Source organism: Plantactinospora alkalitolerans (assembly GCF_015690345.1).
GTDB lineage: Bacteria > Actinomycetota > Actinomycetes > Mycobacteriales > Micromonosporaceae > Plantactinospora > Plantactinospora alkalitolerans.
The window spans coordinates 1-15,390 of record NZ_JADPUN010000031.1 but is presented as its reverse complement, the minus strand read 5'-3'; the positions used below and the strand labels follow the sequence as shown (position 1 = coordinate 15,390).

Annotated in this window: 15 protein-coding genes; 12 read left to right on the top strand and 3 right to left on the bottom strand. The window is 71.9% G+C overall.

The window, feature by feature from the left end; genetic code table 11:
- From I0C86_RS00965 to I0C86_RS00945, 5 genes are all read left to right on the top strand, one after another.
- Positions 1–911: carbohydrate ABC transporter permease (locus tag I0C86_RS00965; protein ID WP_230393317.1), on the top strand; the 911-nt coding region annotated here is incomplete at its 5' end.
- A 51-nt stretch (positions 912–962) separates the two neighbouring features.
- Positions 963–1,790: a carbohydrate ABC transporter permease gene (locus I0C86_RS00960; RefSeq protein WP_196199236.1), complete on the top strand. Its 828-nt coding sequence runs from the start codon at positions 963–965 to the stop codon at positions 1,788–1,790.
- Positions 1,790–2,911, top strand: coding sequence for an ABC transporter ATP-binding protein (locus I0C86_RS00955; RefSeq protein WP_196199235.1), 1,122 nt, complete (start codon positions 1,790–1,792; stop codon positions 2,909–2,911). Before I0C86_RS00960 ends, I0C86_RS00955 begins: the two co-directional genes overlap by 1 nt.
- On the top strand, positions 2,908–4,113 hold the full coding sequence (locus I0C86_RS44805; RefSeq protein ID WP_196199234.1) for a CehA/McbA family metallohydrolase: 1,206 nt from the start codon (positions 2,908–2,910) through the stop codon (positions 4,111–4,113). Before I0C86_RS00955 ends, I0C86_RS44805 begins: the two co-directional genes overlap by 4 nt.
- The gene (locus I0C86_RS00945) at positions 4,104–7,001 is read left to right on the top strand and encodes a glycoside hydrolase family 38 N-terminal domain-containing protein (protein WP_323373398.1); all 2,898 of its coding nucleotides are present in this window, start codon (positions 4,104–4,106) and stop codon (positions 6,999–7,001) included. The genes I0C86_RS44805 and I0C86_RS00945 overlap by 10 nt, the downstream gene beginning before the upstream one ends.
- A 22-nt stretch (positions 7,002–7,023) precedes the next feature.
- Here I0C86_RS00945 and I0C86_RS00940 read toward each other — a convergent pair whose 3' ends face one another.
- On the bottom strand, positions 7,024–7,230 hold the full coding sequence (locus I0C86_RS00940; RefSeq protein WP_196199233.1) for a hypothetical protein: 207 nt from the start codon (positions 7,228–7,230) through the stop codon (positions 7,024–7,026).
- Between the two features lie 271 nt (positions 7,231–7,501).
- Here I0C86_RS00940 and I0C86_RS00935 point away from each other — a divergent pair, with 271 nt between their 5' ends.
- From I0C86_RS00935 to I0C86_RS00905, 7 genes are all read left to right on the top strand, one after another.
- A complete protein-coding gene (locus tag I0C86_RS00935) occupies positions 7,502–8,380 on the top strand; it encodes an NAD(P)H-binding protein (RefSeq protein WP_196199232.1) in 879 nt (292 codons plus the stop codon).
- A 3-nt stretch (positions 8,381–8,383) separates the two neighbouring features.
- Complete coding sequence (locus I0C86_RS00930) at positions 8,384–8,812, top strand: nitroreductase family deazaflavin-dependent oxidoreductase (RefSeq protein WP_196199237.1); 429 nt, start codon at positions 8,384–8,386, stop codon at positions 8,810–8,812.
- A 92-nt stretch (positions 8,813–8,904) separates the two neighbouring features.
- Complete coding sequence (locus tag I0C86_RS00925; protein WP_196199231.1) at positions 8,905–9,696, top strand: class I SAM-dependent methyltransferase; 792 nt, start codon at positions 8,905–8,907, stop codon at positions 9,694–9,696.
- Between the two features lie 80 nt (positions 9,697–9,776).
- Positions 9,777–10,784, top strand: a complete 1,008-nt coding sequence (locus I0C86_RS00920; RefSeq protein WP_196199230.1) for a hypothetical protein — start codon at positions 9,777–9,779, stop codon at positions 10,782–10,784.
- Positions 10,781–11,437 carry a hypothetical protein gene (locus tag I0C86_RS00915; RefSeq protein WP_196199229.1) on the top strand — a complete coding sequence of 219 codons (657 nt, stop codon included), beginning with the start codon at positions 10,781–10,783 and terminating at the stop codon, positions 11,435–11,437. The genes I0C86_RS00920 and I0C86_RS00915 overlap by 4 nt, the downstream gene beginning before the upstream one ends.
- A gap of 44 nt (positions 11,438–11,481) precedes the next feature.
- Positions 11,482–12,393 carry an inositol monophosphatase family protein gene (locus I0C86_RS00910; protein ID WP_196199228.1) on the top strand — a complete coding sequence of 304 codons (912 nt, stop codon included), beginning with the start codon at positions 11,482–11,484 and terminating at the stop codon, positions 12,391–12,393.
- Positions 12,394–12,484: 91 nt separating this feature from the next.
- Complete coding sequence (locus I0C86_RS00905; protein ID WP_196199227.1) at positions 12,485–13,180, top strand: suppressor of fused domain protein; 696 nt, start codon at positions 12,485–12,487, stop codon at positions 13,178–13,180.
- 63 nt (positions 13,181–13,243) lie between these two features.
- Here the strand turns inward: I0C86_RS00905 and I0C86_RS00900 are convergent, their stop codons facing one another.
- Together I0C86_RS00900 and I0C86_RS00895 are read right to left on the bottom strand one after the other, a co-directional pair.
- Positions 13,244–13,672, bottom strand: coding sequence for a hypothetical protein (locus I0C86_RS00900; RefSeq protein WP_196199226.1), 429 nt, complete (start codon positions 13,670–13,672; stop codon positions 13,244–13,246).
- Between the two features lie 37 nt (positions 13,673–13,709).
- Positions 13,710–15,390, bottom strand: a 1,681-nt coding sequence (locus I0C86_RS00895; RefSeq protein WP_323373397.1) for an FAD-binding oxidoreductase, incomplete at its 5' end; no start/stop codon positions are given.

Below are 15,390 nucleotides of genomic sequence, written 5' to 3'. Positions count from 1 at the left end.
CCAGGCTGGGCAGGACGAACCCGCCCGCGCGGGCCGACGCCGCCGGTCTCGGCCGGGCCCGCGCGGGCGGGTTCGTCCTGCCCAGCCTGGTGCTCATCGTGCTGTTCCTGGTCGTGCCGGCGTTGTGGACCCTCTACCTCGGGGTGACCAACTACCGGCTGACCGGGCTCGCCGCCGCCGACCCGCAGGTGGTCGGGTTGGACAACTACGTCGCCGCGCTCGGCGACGAGCGGTTCCACACCTCGCTCTGGCTGACCCTCCAGTTCGTGCTCGGCTCGGCGGTGCTCGGCCAGGCCGGGCTGGGTTTCGCCATCGCCTGGTCGCTGCGGGACCGGCGCGGGCCGGTACGCCGGGTGGTGGAGGCCCTGGTCCTGCTGGCCTGGATCCTGCCCAGTTCGGTGGTCGCGTTCCTCTGGATCGCGCTGCTCGACCGCGACGCCGGCACCCTCAACGCGCTGCTCGGGCTGCCCGGGACGGCCTGGCTCCTCGATCATCCGATGCTCTCGGTCATCCTGTTCAACACCTGGCGGGGTACGGCGTTCTCGATGATGCTCTACGCCGCCGCACTACAGAACGTGCCGCCGTCGCACCTGGAGACCGCCCGGCTCGCCGGGGCCTCGACCTGGCAGCAGCTCCGCGATGTCGTCTTTCCCCGCATCCGGGGGCACGTCCTGACCAACCTACTGCTGATCAGCCTCTGGACGTTCAACGACTTCACGCCGTTCCTGATCACGGCGGGCGGCCCGGAGCAGCGCTCGGAGATCCTGCCGGTGTACGTCTACAAGATCGCCCTCTCCGGCGGTGAGCTCGGCTTCGGCGCCGCGATCTCGTTCCTGATGTTGTTGATCAACCTGGTCATCGCCCTGGTCTACCTGCGCACCCTGGGTGAGCGGCGGAAGGACCGGCGATGACGGTCGAGTCGCGGAAGGACCGGCGATGACGGCGCGGCGGGAGGCCCGGCGATGACGGTAAGTTGGCGGGGCGCGCTGGCCCAGATCGGCCGCTACACCTTCGTCTCGGTGGTGCTCGGCTTCTTCGCCCTGCCGCTGCTCTGGCTGGCCACCGCGCCGTTCGACCGGACACCGACGATCACCACCTCGCTGCCCGAGTTCACCCTGGACAACTTCCGGGCCCTGCTGGACAACCCGTACGCGGTCCGGTCGCTGTGGAATTCGATCGTGCTGGCCGGCGGCACGGCGGCCCTGGTGGTGACGTTCGCGGCGCTCGCCGCGTACGCGCTGAGCCGGGTCCGGATACCGGGCCGGGACGCCCTCCTGTACGGCCTGCTCCTGCTCTCCTCGATCGTCACCGGTACGGCGACCATGGTGCCGCTGTTCGAGCTGGCGTTCCGGCTGAACCTGATCGACTCCCAGCTGGGCGTGATCCTGATCCTCAGCGGCGGGCTGCTGCCGGCGGCCATCTTCATCCTGAAGGACTTCATGGACTCGACCCCGACCTCGTACGAGGAGTCGGCCCGGGTGTTCGGGGCGAGCCCGTTGCAGATCGTCCGGCACATCGTGCTGCCGGTGGTCCGGCCCGGTCTGGCCACCGTGGCGGTCTGGGCGGTGGCCGGGGTGTGGGGCAACTTCCTCGTGCCGTTCCTGCTGCTCCGCAGCCCGGACAAGGCTCCGGCGGCGGTGATCATGTACACCCTCTACACCGAGGGCGGCCAGGCGAACCTCGCGCTGCTCTCCACCTTCTCGCTGCTCTACTCGCTGCCGGTCGTGCTTCTGTTCGTCTTCGTGAGCAGCCGGTACGGCTTCCGGTTCCACGGAGGGATCAAGCGCTGATGTCCGCCATCACCCTGAGTCGACTGACCAAGGTCTACCCGGGCGGCGTCCGGGCCCTGGACGCGCTCGACCTGTCCATCGCCGACGGCGAGTTCTTCGCGCTGCTGGGACCGTCCGGCTGCGGCAAGACCACGCTGCTGCGGACGATCGCCGGCCTGGAGGTCGCCACCGGGGGCACCGTCGAGATCGGCGAGCGGGACGTGACAAACCTCCAGCCGGGCGTCCGGGACGTGGCGATGGTCTTCCAGGACTACGCGCTTTTCCCGCACATGACGGTCCAGGACAACATCGCGTACCCACTCCGGATCAAGAAGGTGGACCGGTCGACCCGGCAGGACAAGGCCGCCGGGACGGCCGCCGAGCTGGGCCTGTCCGCCCTGCTGGACCGGCGCCCCGCCCAACTCTCCGGCGGGCAGCAGCAGCGGGTCGCGCTCGCCCGGGCGATGGCCTGCCGTCCGCAGGTCTTCCTGCTCGACGAGCCGCTGTCCAACCTGGACGCCCGGCTCCGGCTGGAGGCCCGGACCTTCCTCAAGCGGCTGCAATCCGAACTCGGGGTCACCTGCGTCTTCGTCACCCACGACCAGGCCGAGGCGCTGGCCCTGGCCGACCGGATCGCGGTGATGGACGGCGGCCGGATCCGGCAGGTCGGCACCCCGGTCGACGTGTTCCGGCGGCCGGCGAACACCTTCGTGGCCGGGTTCATCGGCTCCACCCCGATGAACCTGCTCGACGCCGAGGTGACCGGCGACGAGGTCACCGTCGCCGGGGTCCGGCTCGCCGTGCCCGAGGCCGCCCGTCCGCTGGTCTCCGACGGCGACCAGGTGGTCTACGGGGTACGCCCGGAGTACCTCGACCTGCACGCCGAGGCGGTCGGCGGCGCGCTGGTCGGACAGGTCGTGGTGGTGGAGAACCTGGGCAGCAGTTCGCTGGTCTCGCTGGACCTTCCCGGTTCGGACTCGTCGGCCGGCGCCAGCTGCCAGGTCGTGGTGCCGGAGGGCCGGGAACCGTCGCTCGGTGCCACCGGCTGGGTGCTGCCCCGCGAGGGACGTTCGCTGCTCTACCGGGACGGGGAACTCCTCGGCACGTCCCAGCCGGCTCCGGTGGCCGGGGTGCCGGGGTGAGCCCCCGGCGTACCGTGCACCGGGGGCGGTGGACCCTCGACGACCGGGCGGCCGAGGTGCTCCGGTCGGTGCCGGTGGAGGTCCCGGACGGTACGGCCGCCCTGACGGTACGGCTGGACTATCCGCGCGACGCCGGAGTCCTGGACCTCGGCTGCCAGGGACCGGCGGGCTTCCGGGGCTGGTCGGGCGGTGCCCGGGACGGCTACACCGTGGCCGTGGACTGGGCCACCCCCGGCTACCTCCCCGGCGCCCTGGAGCCGGGCCGGTGGCAGGTGCTGCTGCGGCTGCACCGGATCCCGCCGGAGGGCCTCGGATACGAGCTGACCGTGACGACCAGCACCGACCGGCCGGCGCCACCCGACCGGACCGCCGTACCGCCCAGCCCCGAGCGCCCGCCCGGCCGGTCGCTGCCGGCCGTCGACGGGCTGCGCTGGCTCGCCGGTGACCTGCACGCGCACACCGTGCACAGCGACGGCACCAGCACCGTCGCCGAACTCGCCGCACTGGCCGCCGCCCGGGGACTCGACTTCCTGGCGGTGACCGACCACAACACCGTGAGCCACCACCCGGAACTTCCGCCGGTCGGCGCCCGGTACGGCATCACGCTGCTGCCCGGCCAGGAGGTGACAACGGACCGGGGCCACGCGAACGTCTTCGGGCCGGTGGGCTGGATCGACTTCCGGGAGCATCCGGACGAGTGGCTGATCGCGGCGGAGCGGCGCGGGGGAGTGATCTCCGTCAACCATCCGCTCGGCGCCGACTGCGCCTGGCGGCATCCGCTGCGGGTCCGGCCCCGGTTGGCCGAGGTCTGGCACTCCGGCTGGTGGGACCGGACCTGGGGCGCGCCGCTGGCCTGGGCACAGTCCTGGCGTCCGGATGTCGTACCGGTGGGCGGCAGCGACTTCCACCGGCCAGGGGAGGGCCCGGTGATCGGTTCGCCCACCACCTGGGTACTGGCCGGGCCCGACGACCTGCTCGGCGGCCTGCGGGCCGGTCGTACCGCCGTCTCGGCCGGACCGGACGCACCGCTGCTGCTGCGGATCGGCGACGAGTTGCTCGCGCTGGACGCCGACGGCACCGTCCTGGTACGCCCCGACGGCGGTCGCCGGGTGCTGCACGGCGACCGGGTGCTGCTGCCGGGAGTCGACGGGATGCACCTGCTCGAGTCGTACCGGACGGAGGTGGTCGCGCTGTGCGCGTGACGGAGGACGAGCGGATGACGATCGTGGTGGTGCCGCACACCCACTGGGACCGGGAGTGGTACGAGCCGTTCCAGCGCTTCCGGCTCCGGCTGGTCGCCCTGCTCGACGAGGTGTTCGAGCGGATGGAACGCGACCCGCGCCAGCGGTTCACCCTGGACGGGCAGTTGGCCGCGGTCGACGACTACCTGGAGGTACGTCCGGAGCGGCGCGACCAGGTGGCCGCCCTGGTCGCCGATGGCCGGCTGGCGGTCGGACCGTGGCAGATCCTGCTGGACGAGTTCCTCTGCTCCGGCGAGAACATCGTCCGCAACCTGGAGCTCGGGTTGCGCCGCTCGGCCGGGTTCGGCGGGGCGATGCCGGTCGGCTACCTGCCCGACATGTTCGGTCACGTCGCCCAGATGCCGCAGATCCTGGCCGGAGCCGGGCTGGCGCACGCCTGCGTCTGGCGGGGCGTTCCGGAGCGGGTCCGTACCTCCGCCTTCGCCTGGATCTCGCCGGACGGCACGGCGATCCGGACCGAGTACCTGCACGGCGGCTACGGCAACGCGGCCGGCCTGGTGGACAACCCGGCGCTGGTGTCCCGGCGGGCCGCCGAGCTGGCCGAGCGGCTGTCGGGCTGGCGTTCCGACGACGGGCAGGGAACCCCGATGCTGGCCATGTACGGCGCCGACCACGGCGCCCCGGCGGCGAACACTCCCGACCTGCTGGCCGAGGCGGCCGAGCAGACCGGTCTGCGACTGCGCGTCGGCACCCTGTCCGAGTACTTCGCCGACCAGCCGACGGAGGTCACCGGCCTGCCGCAGGTACGCGGCGAGCTGCGCTCGCACGCCCGGGCGAACATCCTGCCCGGGGTCTACTCGGTCCGGGCCCATCTGAAGCAGGCGATGGGCCGGGCCGAGCGGTGTGTCGAGCGGTACGCGGAACCACTCGCCGCACTCTGGTACGACCGTTCGGCGCAGCGCTTCCTGGACATGGCCTGGATCCGGCTGATCGAGGCGAGCTGCCACGACTCGGTGACCGGCTGCGGCTGTGACGAGACGGCCGAGCAGGTGGCCAGCCGGATCGCCGAGGCGGAGCAGCTCGGCCGGGCGGTGCACGACCTGGTCGGCGCCCGACGCGCTGCCGGGACGCCCCGGGACGGCCACCTGGTGTTCAATCCGACGCCGCAGCCCCGGACCGCCCTGGTCCGGCTGGACGTCGCGCTGCCCTCGGCCGGGGCGCCGGTGGCGTTGGAGACCGGGGCCGGCGCGGTCGTCTCCACCCAGCGGCTGGGCGTGACGCCCACGGTGCTCGCCGACGACTGGTACGCCGAGGCGGACCTGCCGACGGTGCTGGCCCGGGTGCACGGCGTCGAGCTGTACGGGCAGGAGATCGCCAGGTGGTCGGTGTCGCCGCCGGAGGAGGCCCCCGCCGGTGGCCCGGCGTCGTCCGGCTCGTCGGGTGGCCGCCCACCCCGGTCCGGAGCGCTCACCTTCCACGTCGCCAGCCACGGCGACCCGACGTTCGACGTCGCGCAGGTGCGCGCGGCACTGGCCGCCGCCACGTCCACCCCGGACGGCGGCGCGCGGAACGAGGCGTCCGCCTCCGGCGGCGGCGCGCGGGACCGGGACCCGGGTTGGCGGGTGCGGATCCTCGCCGAGCCACGGGCGGCGGTCGCGGCGCTGGTCGAGGTGCCCGCGTTGGGCTGGACCAGCGTACGGCCGGTGCCGGTGCCCGCACCGACGATCGCCCCGCCGTCGCCGGTGGTCGCCCGGGGGCGGATGCTGGACAACGGTCTGCTCCGGGTCGACGTGGCCGACGACGGCACGTTGCTGCTGCGCACGCCGGACGGGCTGCGGGTCGACGGGATCGGCCGGATCGTGGACGGCGGTGACGTCGGAGACAGCTACAACTACGCGCCACCGGCGACGGATTCGCTGATCGACAAGCCGCAGTCGGTCCGGACCGCCATCCTGCACGCCGGCCCGGTGGTCGCGGTGCTGGACGTGCTGCGTACGTACCGGTGGCCGGTGGGCGCGGAACTGGCGGCGGGGAGCCGTTCGGTGCGTACCGAGTCGGTCACCGTGGCCACCCGGCTGGAGCTGCGGGCCGGTGAGCCCTTCCTGCGGGTGACGACGAGTTTCGACAACCGGTCGGAGGATCATCGGGTCCGGATGCACCTGCCGCTGCCGTCCCGGGCCGACACCTCGTACGCCCAGGGGCAGTTCGCGGTCGTCGCGCGGGGGCTGACCAGTGAGGGCGGCGGTGGCGAGGTGCCGTTGCCGACCTACCCGGCGGCCGGGTTCGTGGCGGCCGGCGGCGCGGACGGTTCGCTGGCGGTGCTGTTGGCCCAGCCGAGCGAGTACGAGCTGGTCGACGGCGGACGTGAGCTGGCGCTGACCCTGCTGCGGTCGATCGGCATGCTGTCCCGGAACCGGAACGCGATGCGGGACGAGCCGGCGGGGCCGCAGCTGGCGACCCCGTTGGCGCAGTGCCGGGGCGAGCGGACGGCCGAGTTCGCCCTGCTGCCGTTCCAGGGGGAGTGGCACACCGCAGGGGTGTCGGCGGCGGCCGAGGTGTACCGGCACGAGGTGCTGGCCTTCGCCGGTGCCGGGCCGGCGGGCGGGGCACTGCCGCCGGACCGGTCCGGCCTGTGGGCCGACGGCGACGGGGTGGTGCTGACCAGCGTCCGGGATCGGGACGGGCTGGTCGAGGTACGGGTGGTGGCGGAGTGTCCCCGGGACACCACCGCGATCATCGGTGCCGGCCGTCCGGTGGCCGCCGCGCGCCGGGCCGACCTGTTGGGTCGACCCGGCGAGATCCTGCCGATCGGTGCCGGCGGCGCGGTACGGCTGCCGCTACGGGCCTGGGAGATCGCCACCGTGCAACTCGATATCGAGTCGTCGTAGCCGGAGCCCGGGTGGCACCAGGTCACTTCGACGGTTCGGGTGCGTCACACTTGATTTCGGGGTTCATTCCGACGTAGTTCAGCGGACCCGCGATGACCGTCACGATGGTGGTGCCGACCTCGGCGCAGTTGTCGTTGTCCCGATCGAAGTATCCGCGTTGTCCGGCCGCGATCGCGCCGATGATCAGCCAGATCAGTACGATGACGCCGCCTATGGATCCGTACCGCATGAGAGCCTCCCAGCTAGGGAATGGGATCGAGCCCGACGTGGGGTCCACCGGGTTCGAGGATCCTGATACCCATTTCCGGCTCGCACGCAAACGCCGTCGCGGCCGCGCCTCGACGGCGCGGCGGAGCCGGTGCCCCCATTCGGACGGGTGTGACCGTCGACGGTTCGGGAGCTTGACCTCAACCATGGTCTGGGTCCGAGTCTTGGAGGCGGTTCCGCCGGAACCGGCCGGCGACGGATGAGCCGGCACCGTTTCCACAGGGGGAGGAACAGTGACGAGCGAACGAGGCACGGTCCTGGTCACCGGGGCGACCGGCAACATCGGCCGACACGTGGTGCGCGGACTGCTGGCGGCGGGTGTCGCCGTACGGGCGGTGGTGCGGGATCCCGAGGCCGCCGACCTGCCCGACGGCGCGGAGGTCGTGCGCGGCGACCTGACCCGCCCGGAGGAACTGGTCGGAGCGTTGGCCGGGATCGACACGGTGTTCCTGCTCTGGCCGTTCCCCACCGCCGAGGGCGCCGCGACGGTTCTGGAGGTGATCGCCGCGTACGCCGGACACGTCGTCTACGTCTCCTCGATGTCCGTCCGGGACGACCAGGAGCCGGCCGCGAACGGTGTCTGGGGCGAGGTCGAGCACCTGATCGAGAAGTCGGGGCTGGCGTGGACCTTCCTCCGCCCCGGCGGCTTCGCGACGAACACCCTGGAGTGGGCGGGCCAGATCCGCGCCGACGGAACGGTCCGCTGGGTGTACGGCGGCGCCGGCCGGTCGTTGATCCACGAGCGCGACATCGCGGAGGTGGCGGTCCGGGCGCTCACCGATCCGGGGCACATCGGGGCACGGTACGTCCTCACCGGCCCGGAGGTGTTGACCCAGGAGGAGCAGGTGCGGATCATCGGCGAGGTGATCGGCCGTCCGGCGCGCTGGGTGGAGATCCCGGTGGCGCAGGCGCGGCAGATCCTCGTCGACGGCTGGGCAGGTGCTGGTCTCGTGGACGGGGCGCTCGGCTACTGGGCGAGGCTGGTCACCGATCCCGAACCGGTGACCCGGACGGTCGAGGAGGTCACCGGTGTGCCGGCGCGGACCTTCCGGAACTGGGCCGCCGACCACGCCGACGAGTTCCGGCCGTCGCGGCCGGAGGGAGGGGAATAGGTGATCGAGGACGAGGTACGGGACAGCCCGACCGGCTGGGTCTCCGCACACATCCGTCGGTACCTGGAGACCGACGGCCGCGACGGACACGACTACAACGGCTTTCCGACGCTGCTGCTCACCACGCGTGGCCGGAAGACCGGCACGCCGCGCAGGACCCCGCTGATCTACGGTCGGGACGGCGACCGGTACGTCGTGGTGGCCTCGAACGGCGCCGCCGTCCACAACCCGCAGTGGTACCTGAACCTGACGGCGGATCCCGAGGTACGGGTGCAGGTCAGGGCCGACCGGTTCACCGCCCTGGCCCGGGACGTGGACCCCACCGAACACTCCCGGCTGTGGCAGTTGATGGCGGGGATCTTCCCCACCTACGAGACGTACGCGGCCAGGGCACCCCGACAGATTCCGGTGGTGCTGCTGGAGCGCTCCTGAGTCGGTCCGCCGTTCCGGCCGCTTCCCGTGCTTCGATGAGCTGAAGGCGGGTGCGCCGGGGCTGGGCGAGCCGGCGGAGACAGGGGAGTGTGATGGACGGTTCATCTTCCGGATCCGCCCCTCGGACCGCCGAGGCGTACGGCCGGGCGGCGAACCGGCACCGCTACGGCGACGGGGCCGAGGTACGGCGGTACGTCGCCGATCCGTACCACCGGATCCGCCGGGAGATCGCCGTCCGGATGCTGCTCGACGGGGTCGCCCCGACACACCGGGCGGCCCCGTCGGGTCCCGACGGGAGGAAACCGTCGGCGGGTCGTCCGCCACTGCTGGAGTTGGGTTGCGGGTCGGAGAGCATGCTGGCGGAGGTACCCGATCCGTCCTGGCCGATCGTCGTCGCGGACCTGGCACTGGACGCGTTGGGTCTGGCCCGGCGGCCGTCGGTCGGGATCCTCTGTCTCGACGCGACCCGGCCGCTGCCGCTGCGGGACCGTTCGGTCGGTGGCGTGCTGATGGGCGAACTGATCGAGCACGTCTACGATCCGGTCGCGGTCCTGCGGGAGTGCCGGCGGGTGCTGGCACCGTCCGGCCTGCTGGTGCTGACCACGCCGAACCTCGCGGCCCTGCAGGACCGGGTCGGGTTCCTGGCCGGACGGGCGCCACGGCAGGTGAATCCGCTGCATCCCTACCTCTGGTTGCACATCAGACCCTTCACGGTCTCGCTGCTCCGGGAGGTGTTGCGCCGGGCCGATCTGGAGCCGGTCCGGGTACGGTCCAACTACGTGGGTTGGCGGCTACGCGGCGGCCGGTGGGTGAAGTCGCGTACCCTGGCCCGGCTGTTGCCGGGTCTGGGTGGCTCGCTGGTGGTCGCGGCACGACCACGGTGACGCCGTCCTCGATCCACATTGGCGGGTCTGATATCTACTTAGGGCTATTATGAGCAAATCGCCTTCGGCCGGGAGTTGACATGGCGCGCCTTCTGAGCTGGGTCGCCAGCAATCTCGACGCCTTCTTCGGGCTGGTCGTCGCGATCACCGTCAGCATTCTCGGGCTCACCGACGACGCCAGCGAGGACGTCGTCAACAGCGCGATCCTGCTGATCCTGGCCCTGCTCGCGCAGGCCCTGCTGCGCGAGCGGTGGCGACGGGACACCGCCGAGAGGGCGACCCGGAAGATGTTGGGCGAGAGCGCCGCCCGGATGGACGCGCTGCTGCCGCACCTGGCCGCGATCAGCGCGGACGACGGCGTACTCGCCCGGGCCCGGACCGCGATCGACAGCGTCTCGATGGTACGGGTGCTCAACGGTGCCGAGGTCGGACACGCGCACGCCGAGGCGCGGTCGCAGACCGACCGGTGGCAGTTCAAGGGCGGCACCGGCACCTTCACCCGGGCGGTCACCCTGCCGGAGTGCATCGAGCACGCCCGGCGGCGCAACGGCACCCTCGACTTCGGCATCGAGATCATCGACCCCGGGGACGAGCAGGTGTGCGAGCGCTACGCGCAGTTCCGGCGCAGCCTGTCGCCCCGGCCCGACGCCACCGGCGAGCGGTGGACGGTGGACCGTACCCGGAAGGAGGCCTTCGCCACCGTGCTCGCCGCCTGCTGGTACCAGCAGCGGTCCGGCCTGCTCAACATCGACGTACGACTGTCCAGTCAGATGAGTACGTTCCGATTCGACCTGTCGTCGAGTTGCGTCATCATCACCCAGGAAAATCCGCAGACTCCGGCACTTCGGATAGATCGCCGCGAAATCTACTACCATCGTTATAGCATCGAGTTGCAGTACAGCCGCGAGCAGAGCCGTCGGGTCCCGATCGAGCAGGCGAAGCAGGTGCCGCTGGACGACGAGCCGTCGGTCGAGCAGACCCGGAGGCTCTTCGCGGCGCTCGGTGTCCCCCTGCCGCGAGCCTACGGCGACCGGGAGGTATCGGACATCATCGTCAAGGCGATACAGGCGAGGAATCCGTACGAATGATGAACTATCCCGAGCTCTACCGAGAGATCGGTCGTGGTACCGGGAGCGGCCGGGTGCACACCTGGGTGATCGACGTACTGACCGAGATCGCCGAGGGTCGACACCAGCTCAGGGCGGTACGCCACCCGCTCGGGTTCACCTGCCTGCCGGTGGACCGCAGCGGCGACGACGGAATCTGCGTACACCTGTGGGCGGCGGACCGCCCGGCCGTGCAACCCGTCACCTCGACCATGCACTCACACAGTTGGGACCTGCTCAGCCAGGTGCTCTACGGCGAGGTACGCAACGAGATCATCGACGTTACCGACGCCACTGCCGAACCGACGCACCGGATCCACGAGGTGCACAGCCGGGGCGACCTGGACGAGATCCGGCCGACCGCCCGACTGGTCCGGGCCGGTGTCGGCACCGTGGAGCGGCACGCCGCCGGTGCCACCTACGCCCTGGAGGCCGGCAGGTTCCACACCTCCGAGGTGCCCGACGGGCGGGAGGCCGTCACCGTCGCGCTCGGCCGGACCGCGCCGGGCGCCTGGGACCTCAGCCTCGGACCGCTGCGGGGGCACACCGAGCAGACCCGACGGGAACGCTGCGACCCGGCCGAAACCGCCCGCGCGGCCCGGGCGATCGCCGAGCGGGTGGCGGCACACGCATGACAGGCGACGATCGGTAGCGACCGCGGAGAGCTGGAGGACTGGCGATGGAACGCACCTGGACCGTGACGGGGACCTCGCTCGACCTCCGGGAGGCGCAGCGGTTCGCCGTCGCGGCGGCCGAGGCGGCGGGCCGGGTGCTCTGGGAAGGTTCCCGGGGCGACCTCAACATCCGTGAGAAGGGCAGCGCCGGTGACCTCGTCACCGACCTGGACCTGGCGGCCGAGCGGTTGATCGTGGACCGGATCCGGCGACGGTTCCCGGACCACGAGATATTCGCCGAGGAGGGCGGCCGGTACGCCGCCGAGGACGGCGTCTGGACCTGGCTGGTCGATCCGCTCGACGGCACCAACAACATCGCGATCGGCCTGCCCGCGTACGTGGTGGGACTGGCGCTCTGCGCGGACCGGGTACCGGTGCTCGGCGTGGTGCACGACCCCGTGTCCGGGCGGACCTGGTCGGCGGTGCACGGCCACGGTGTCACCGTCCATTCCGGTGCGACCGGTCCGCTGCCGCTGCGGGTGCCGCACCGTCCGGTGCCGGCGGCCCCGGTGCTGGCCTGGACCCAGGGACACGAGGTACGCCGGGACGACAGCACCCTGCGCGCGCTGAAGGTGGTGCTGGACAGCACCGCCCGGCGGGTGCTGCAACTCTGGGCGCCGCTGCTCTCCTGGGTGATGCTGGCCCGGGGCGACATCGACGGGATCATCGGCTACCGGCCGGAGGCGGTGGACCTGCCCGCCGGGGTGCTGCTGGCGGTCGAGGCCGGCATGGTGGTGCGCAGCCTCGACGGCACCGAGTTCGATCCCCGGATCGGCAACCCGGCGGACCGGCGCAGCTTCGTGGCCGGGCCGCCGGAGAGCATCGACCGGCTGGTCAAGCTCGTCACCGCCGCCCAGTGGATCGAGCCCGAGGTACGCCGCCTGACTCCGATCAGCCTCTCCAGCGTCGGCTGGTGACCGGCGCCGTTCCGACGACGGTCCGCCGATGCCCGCGACGTGATCCACCTCGTACGGACCCGGGCGACCGGTTGTTCTAGGCTGCGTGGTCATGAACGAGGCATCCGGGGCGGGACTCCTGCGGCACGAGCCGCGATACGACGGCTTCGTGGCGGCCCCCGGGCAGCGGCAGGAGGTGGCCGAGGCCATCGACCAGCACCTCGCCACACACTTCGGGCCGGTCGCGTTCGTCCTGCACGAGATCGCCTCACACCTGGTCGGGGTGCACGTGTACGTGGTCGGGCCCACCGCCGAGCGCCCGTACCAGACCCTGGTCACCTCGGGGATGAGTGACCGACCGATGACCGTACCCCCGGGACACGGCATCAGTCCGTACGCGGAACTGATGATGTGCCTGCCGGCGGACTGGCCGCTGACCCAGGCGGCGCTGCACGACGAGCGGACGGGCTGGCCGGTACGCGTGCTGAAGCGGGTGGCGCGGCTGCCGCACGAGTACGGGACGTGGATCGGCGAGTGGCACTCCGTACCCAACGGGGATCCCGCGCTGCCGTACGCGCCCGGTACGCCCTTCGCCGGAGTGGTCGTCACGCCGATGCTCAACGTACGGCCGGAGGCGCGGACCATCGACGTCGCGGACGGGACCCGGATCGACCTGCTCGCGCTGATACCGCTGCACCCGGCCGAGGTGGCGCTCAAGGTGTCGGAGGGCACGAACGCGCTGATTGCGACGCTCGATCGGGGCGGAGTCAGCGAGCTGCTGGACCCGGCCCGACCGTCGCTCGTGTGACCTACGAACAACCCCCGGGCCGTCCTCGGTCGGCACCGGGGGTTGTCGGATCGGGTCGACGACTCAACAGACCCAGCAGTAGAGCGAACTCTTGGTGCGCTCCGCGTCCGCTGCCAACCAGGCCATCTCCCCGAGAAGGTCGTGGGCCAACTCGTCCTCGATGTCCTCACCATCCTCGGCCCGCAGCGCGATCCACCGTTCGACGAGCCCGGCCAGTCTGTCGCCCTTCGCGTCCGCCAACGCCGCCGTCAGTTGCGGCGGAACGAGCAGGACCAGGGTGCCGTCATCGTGGCCCACCACCTCCGGCCCTCCGGTGTCGATGAGCTCGTCGAGATCCCGTTCCAACAGGATGCTCTCCCACTCCACCAGGGTCGTCCAGACGTCGAAGTTGCCGTAGGTGGCCTGCTTGAGGTCCTCTCCCGGGCCGCCTCGGACGACGCTGGCGGCGACCCCGTCGTCAGGGGCGACGAAGAACTCGATTATCGAACTCACGTGCTGATACTGCCAGCCGAGTGTGACAGGACCCGCGCTATCCGGGTTGGACGGACAGCGCGTGCCGGAAGACGTTCCGGGGATCCCAGCGGGTCTTGACCCGCCGCAACCGGGGGTAGTTGGACCGGTAGTACAGCTCGGACCAGGGCACCCCGGAGGTGTTCCAGGCCGGATCCGCCAGGTCGACGTCCGGATAGTTGATGTAGGAGCCGTCGTTCCGCCCGTTCGGGACCGGCACCCCGCCGGTGTCGGCGTACATGTCGCGGTAGAACTCGCGGATCCAGGCCAGGTGCTGGGCGTCCTCGGCCGGGTCCACCCAGCCCGCGAGGTAGAACAGCTTGATCACCGAGTCGCGCTGGGCGGTGGCGGTCGCCGCCGAGGAGACGGTGTTGATCTGCCCGCCGTAGGTGTTGAGGCTGAGTGAACCGGCCGGGTTGGCGTAGTCGGCGCGGGTCAGGTGGTGGTAGGCGGCGGACAGCTGCCGGTCGGTGAAGCCCCGGCGCAGGTACCCCGCCTTGGTCTTCAGCCGCCACCGCTTGCCGTCGTCGCCGTTTCCGCGCAGGGCCGACATCAGCCACGGCAGGGTCTCCTGGGTCCGGACCGGCGCGACGCCGACGCCCGCACCCAGGGCGGCGACGTGCTCGTCCAGCAGCCGTACGGCACCGGACCCCCCGGCGACCTGGCCGATCAACGTGTGGTTGCCGGCGGGGCGGCGGGACAGCAACAGTTCGCTGTACAGCCTGGCCTGGGCCGTGCCCGGCCCGCCGTGACGTTCACACCAGCTACCGAAGTTCCGGGCCAGCCGGCTGAAACCCCGTTCGTCCATGCCCTCCCACGGCCACTGGACCGTGAAGCTGAGCACCGATTCCGGCGGCCGGGGCAGCAGCCGGCCGGGGTCGTTCCCGGGTACGCCCGGCGACCGGAACCAGTACCGGGTCACGATGCCGAAGTTTCCGCCTCCGCCACCGGTGTGCGCCCACCACAGCTCCCGGTTCGGGTCGGCCGGCTCCCGGCTGGCGAAGACGGCACGGGCGGTACCCGACCGGTCCACGGTCACCATCTCGACGGCGTACAGATGATCGACGACGAGCCCGTGCAACCGGGACAGCGGTCCGTAGCCGCCGCCCGCGACGTGGCCGCCCGCGCCCACTCCCGGGCACGAGCCGCCAGGCAGCGTCACGCCCCAGCCGAGATACAGCCGGCGGTACACCTCGCCCAGCGTGGCGCCGGCCTCCACCGCGAACGCGTTGCGGAGCGGATCGTGGTAGACCCCGGTCATCCCGGACATGTCGATCAGCAGCCGGACCGCCGGATTGTCCACGAAGTCCTCGAAGCAGTGGCCCCCGCTCCGGACCGCGACCCGGCGCCCGGTCCGTACGGCGTCCTGCACGGCCGCGACCACCTGCTCGGTCGAGCCCACCACCCGGATCTCGTCCGGGGTGCCCACGAAGCGCCGGTTTCCGCGTTGGGCCAGATCCGGATAGCGCGGATCGTCCCGACCGACCCGCACCGGTCCCAGCGGGGGCGGACTGCCGGCACCCGACGGGCCGGCACCCGACGGGCCGGCACCCGACGGGCCGGCGATCGACGGATCGGTGATCGCGGGACCGGCGATTGCGGGACCGGGCCGGAGTCCCTGCTGGACGGTCAGGCCGGCGGCCGTCACCGCGGCCGCGCGCAGCAGGACGTCTCTGCGGCTGTGTGCACTCATCTGGTGG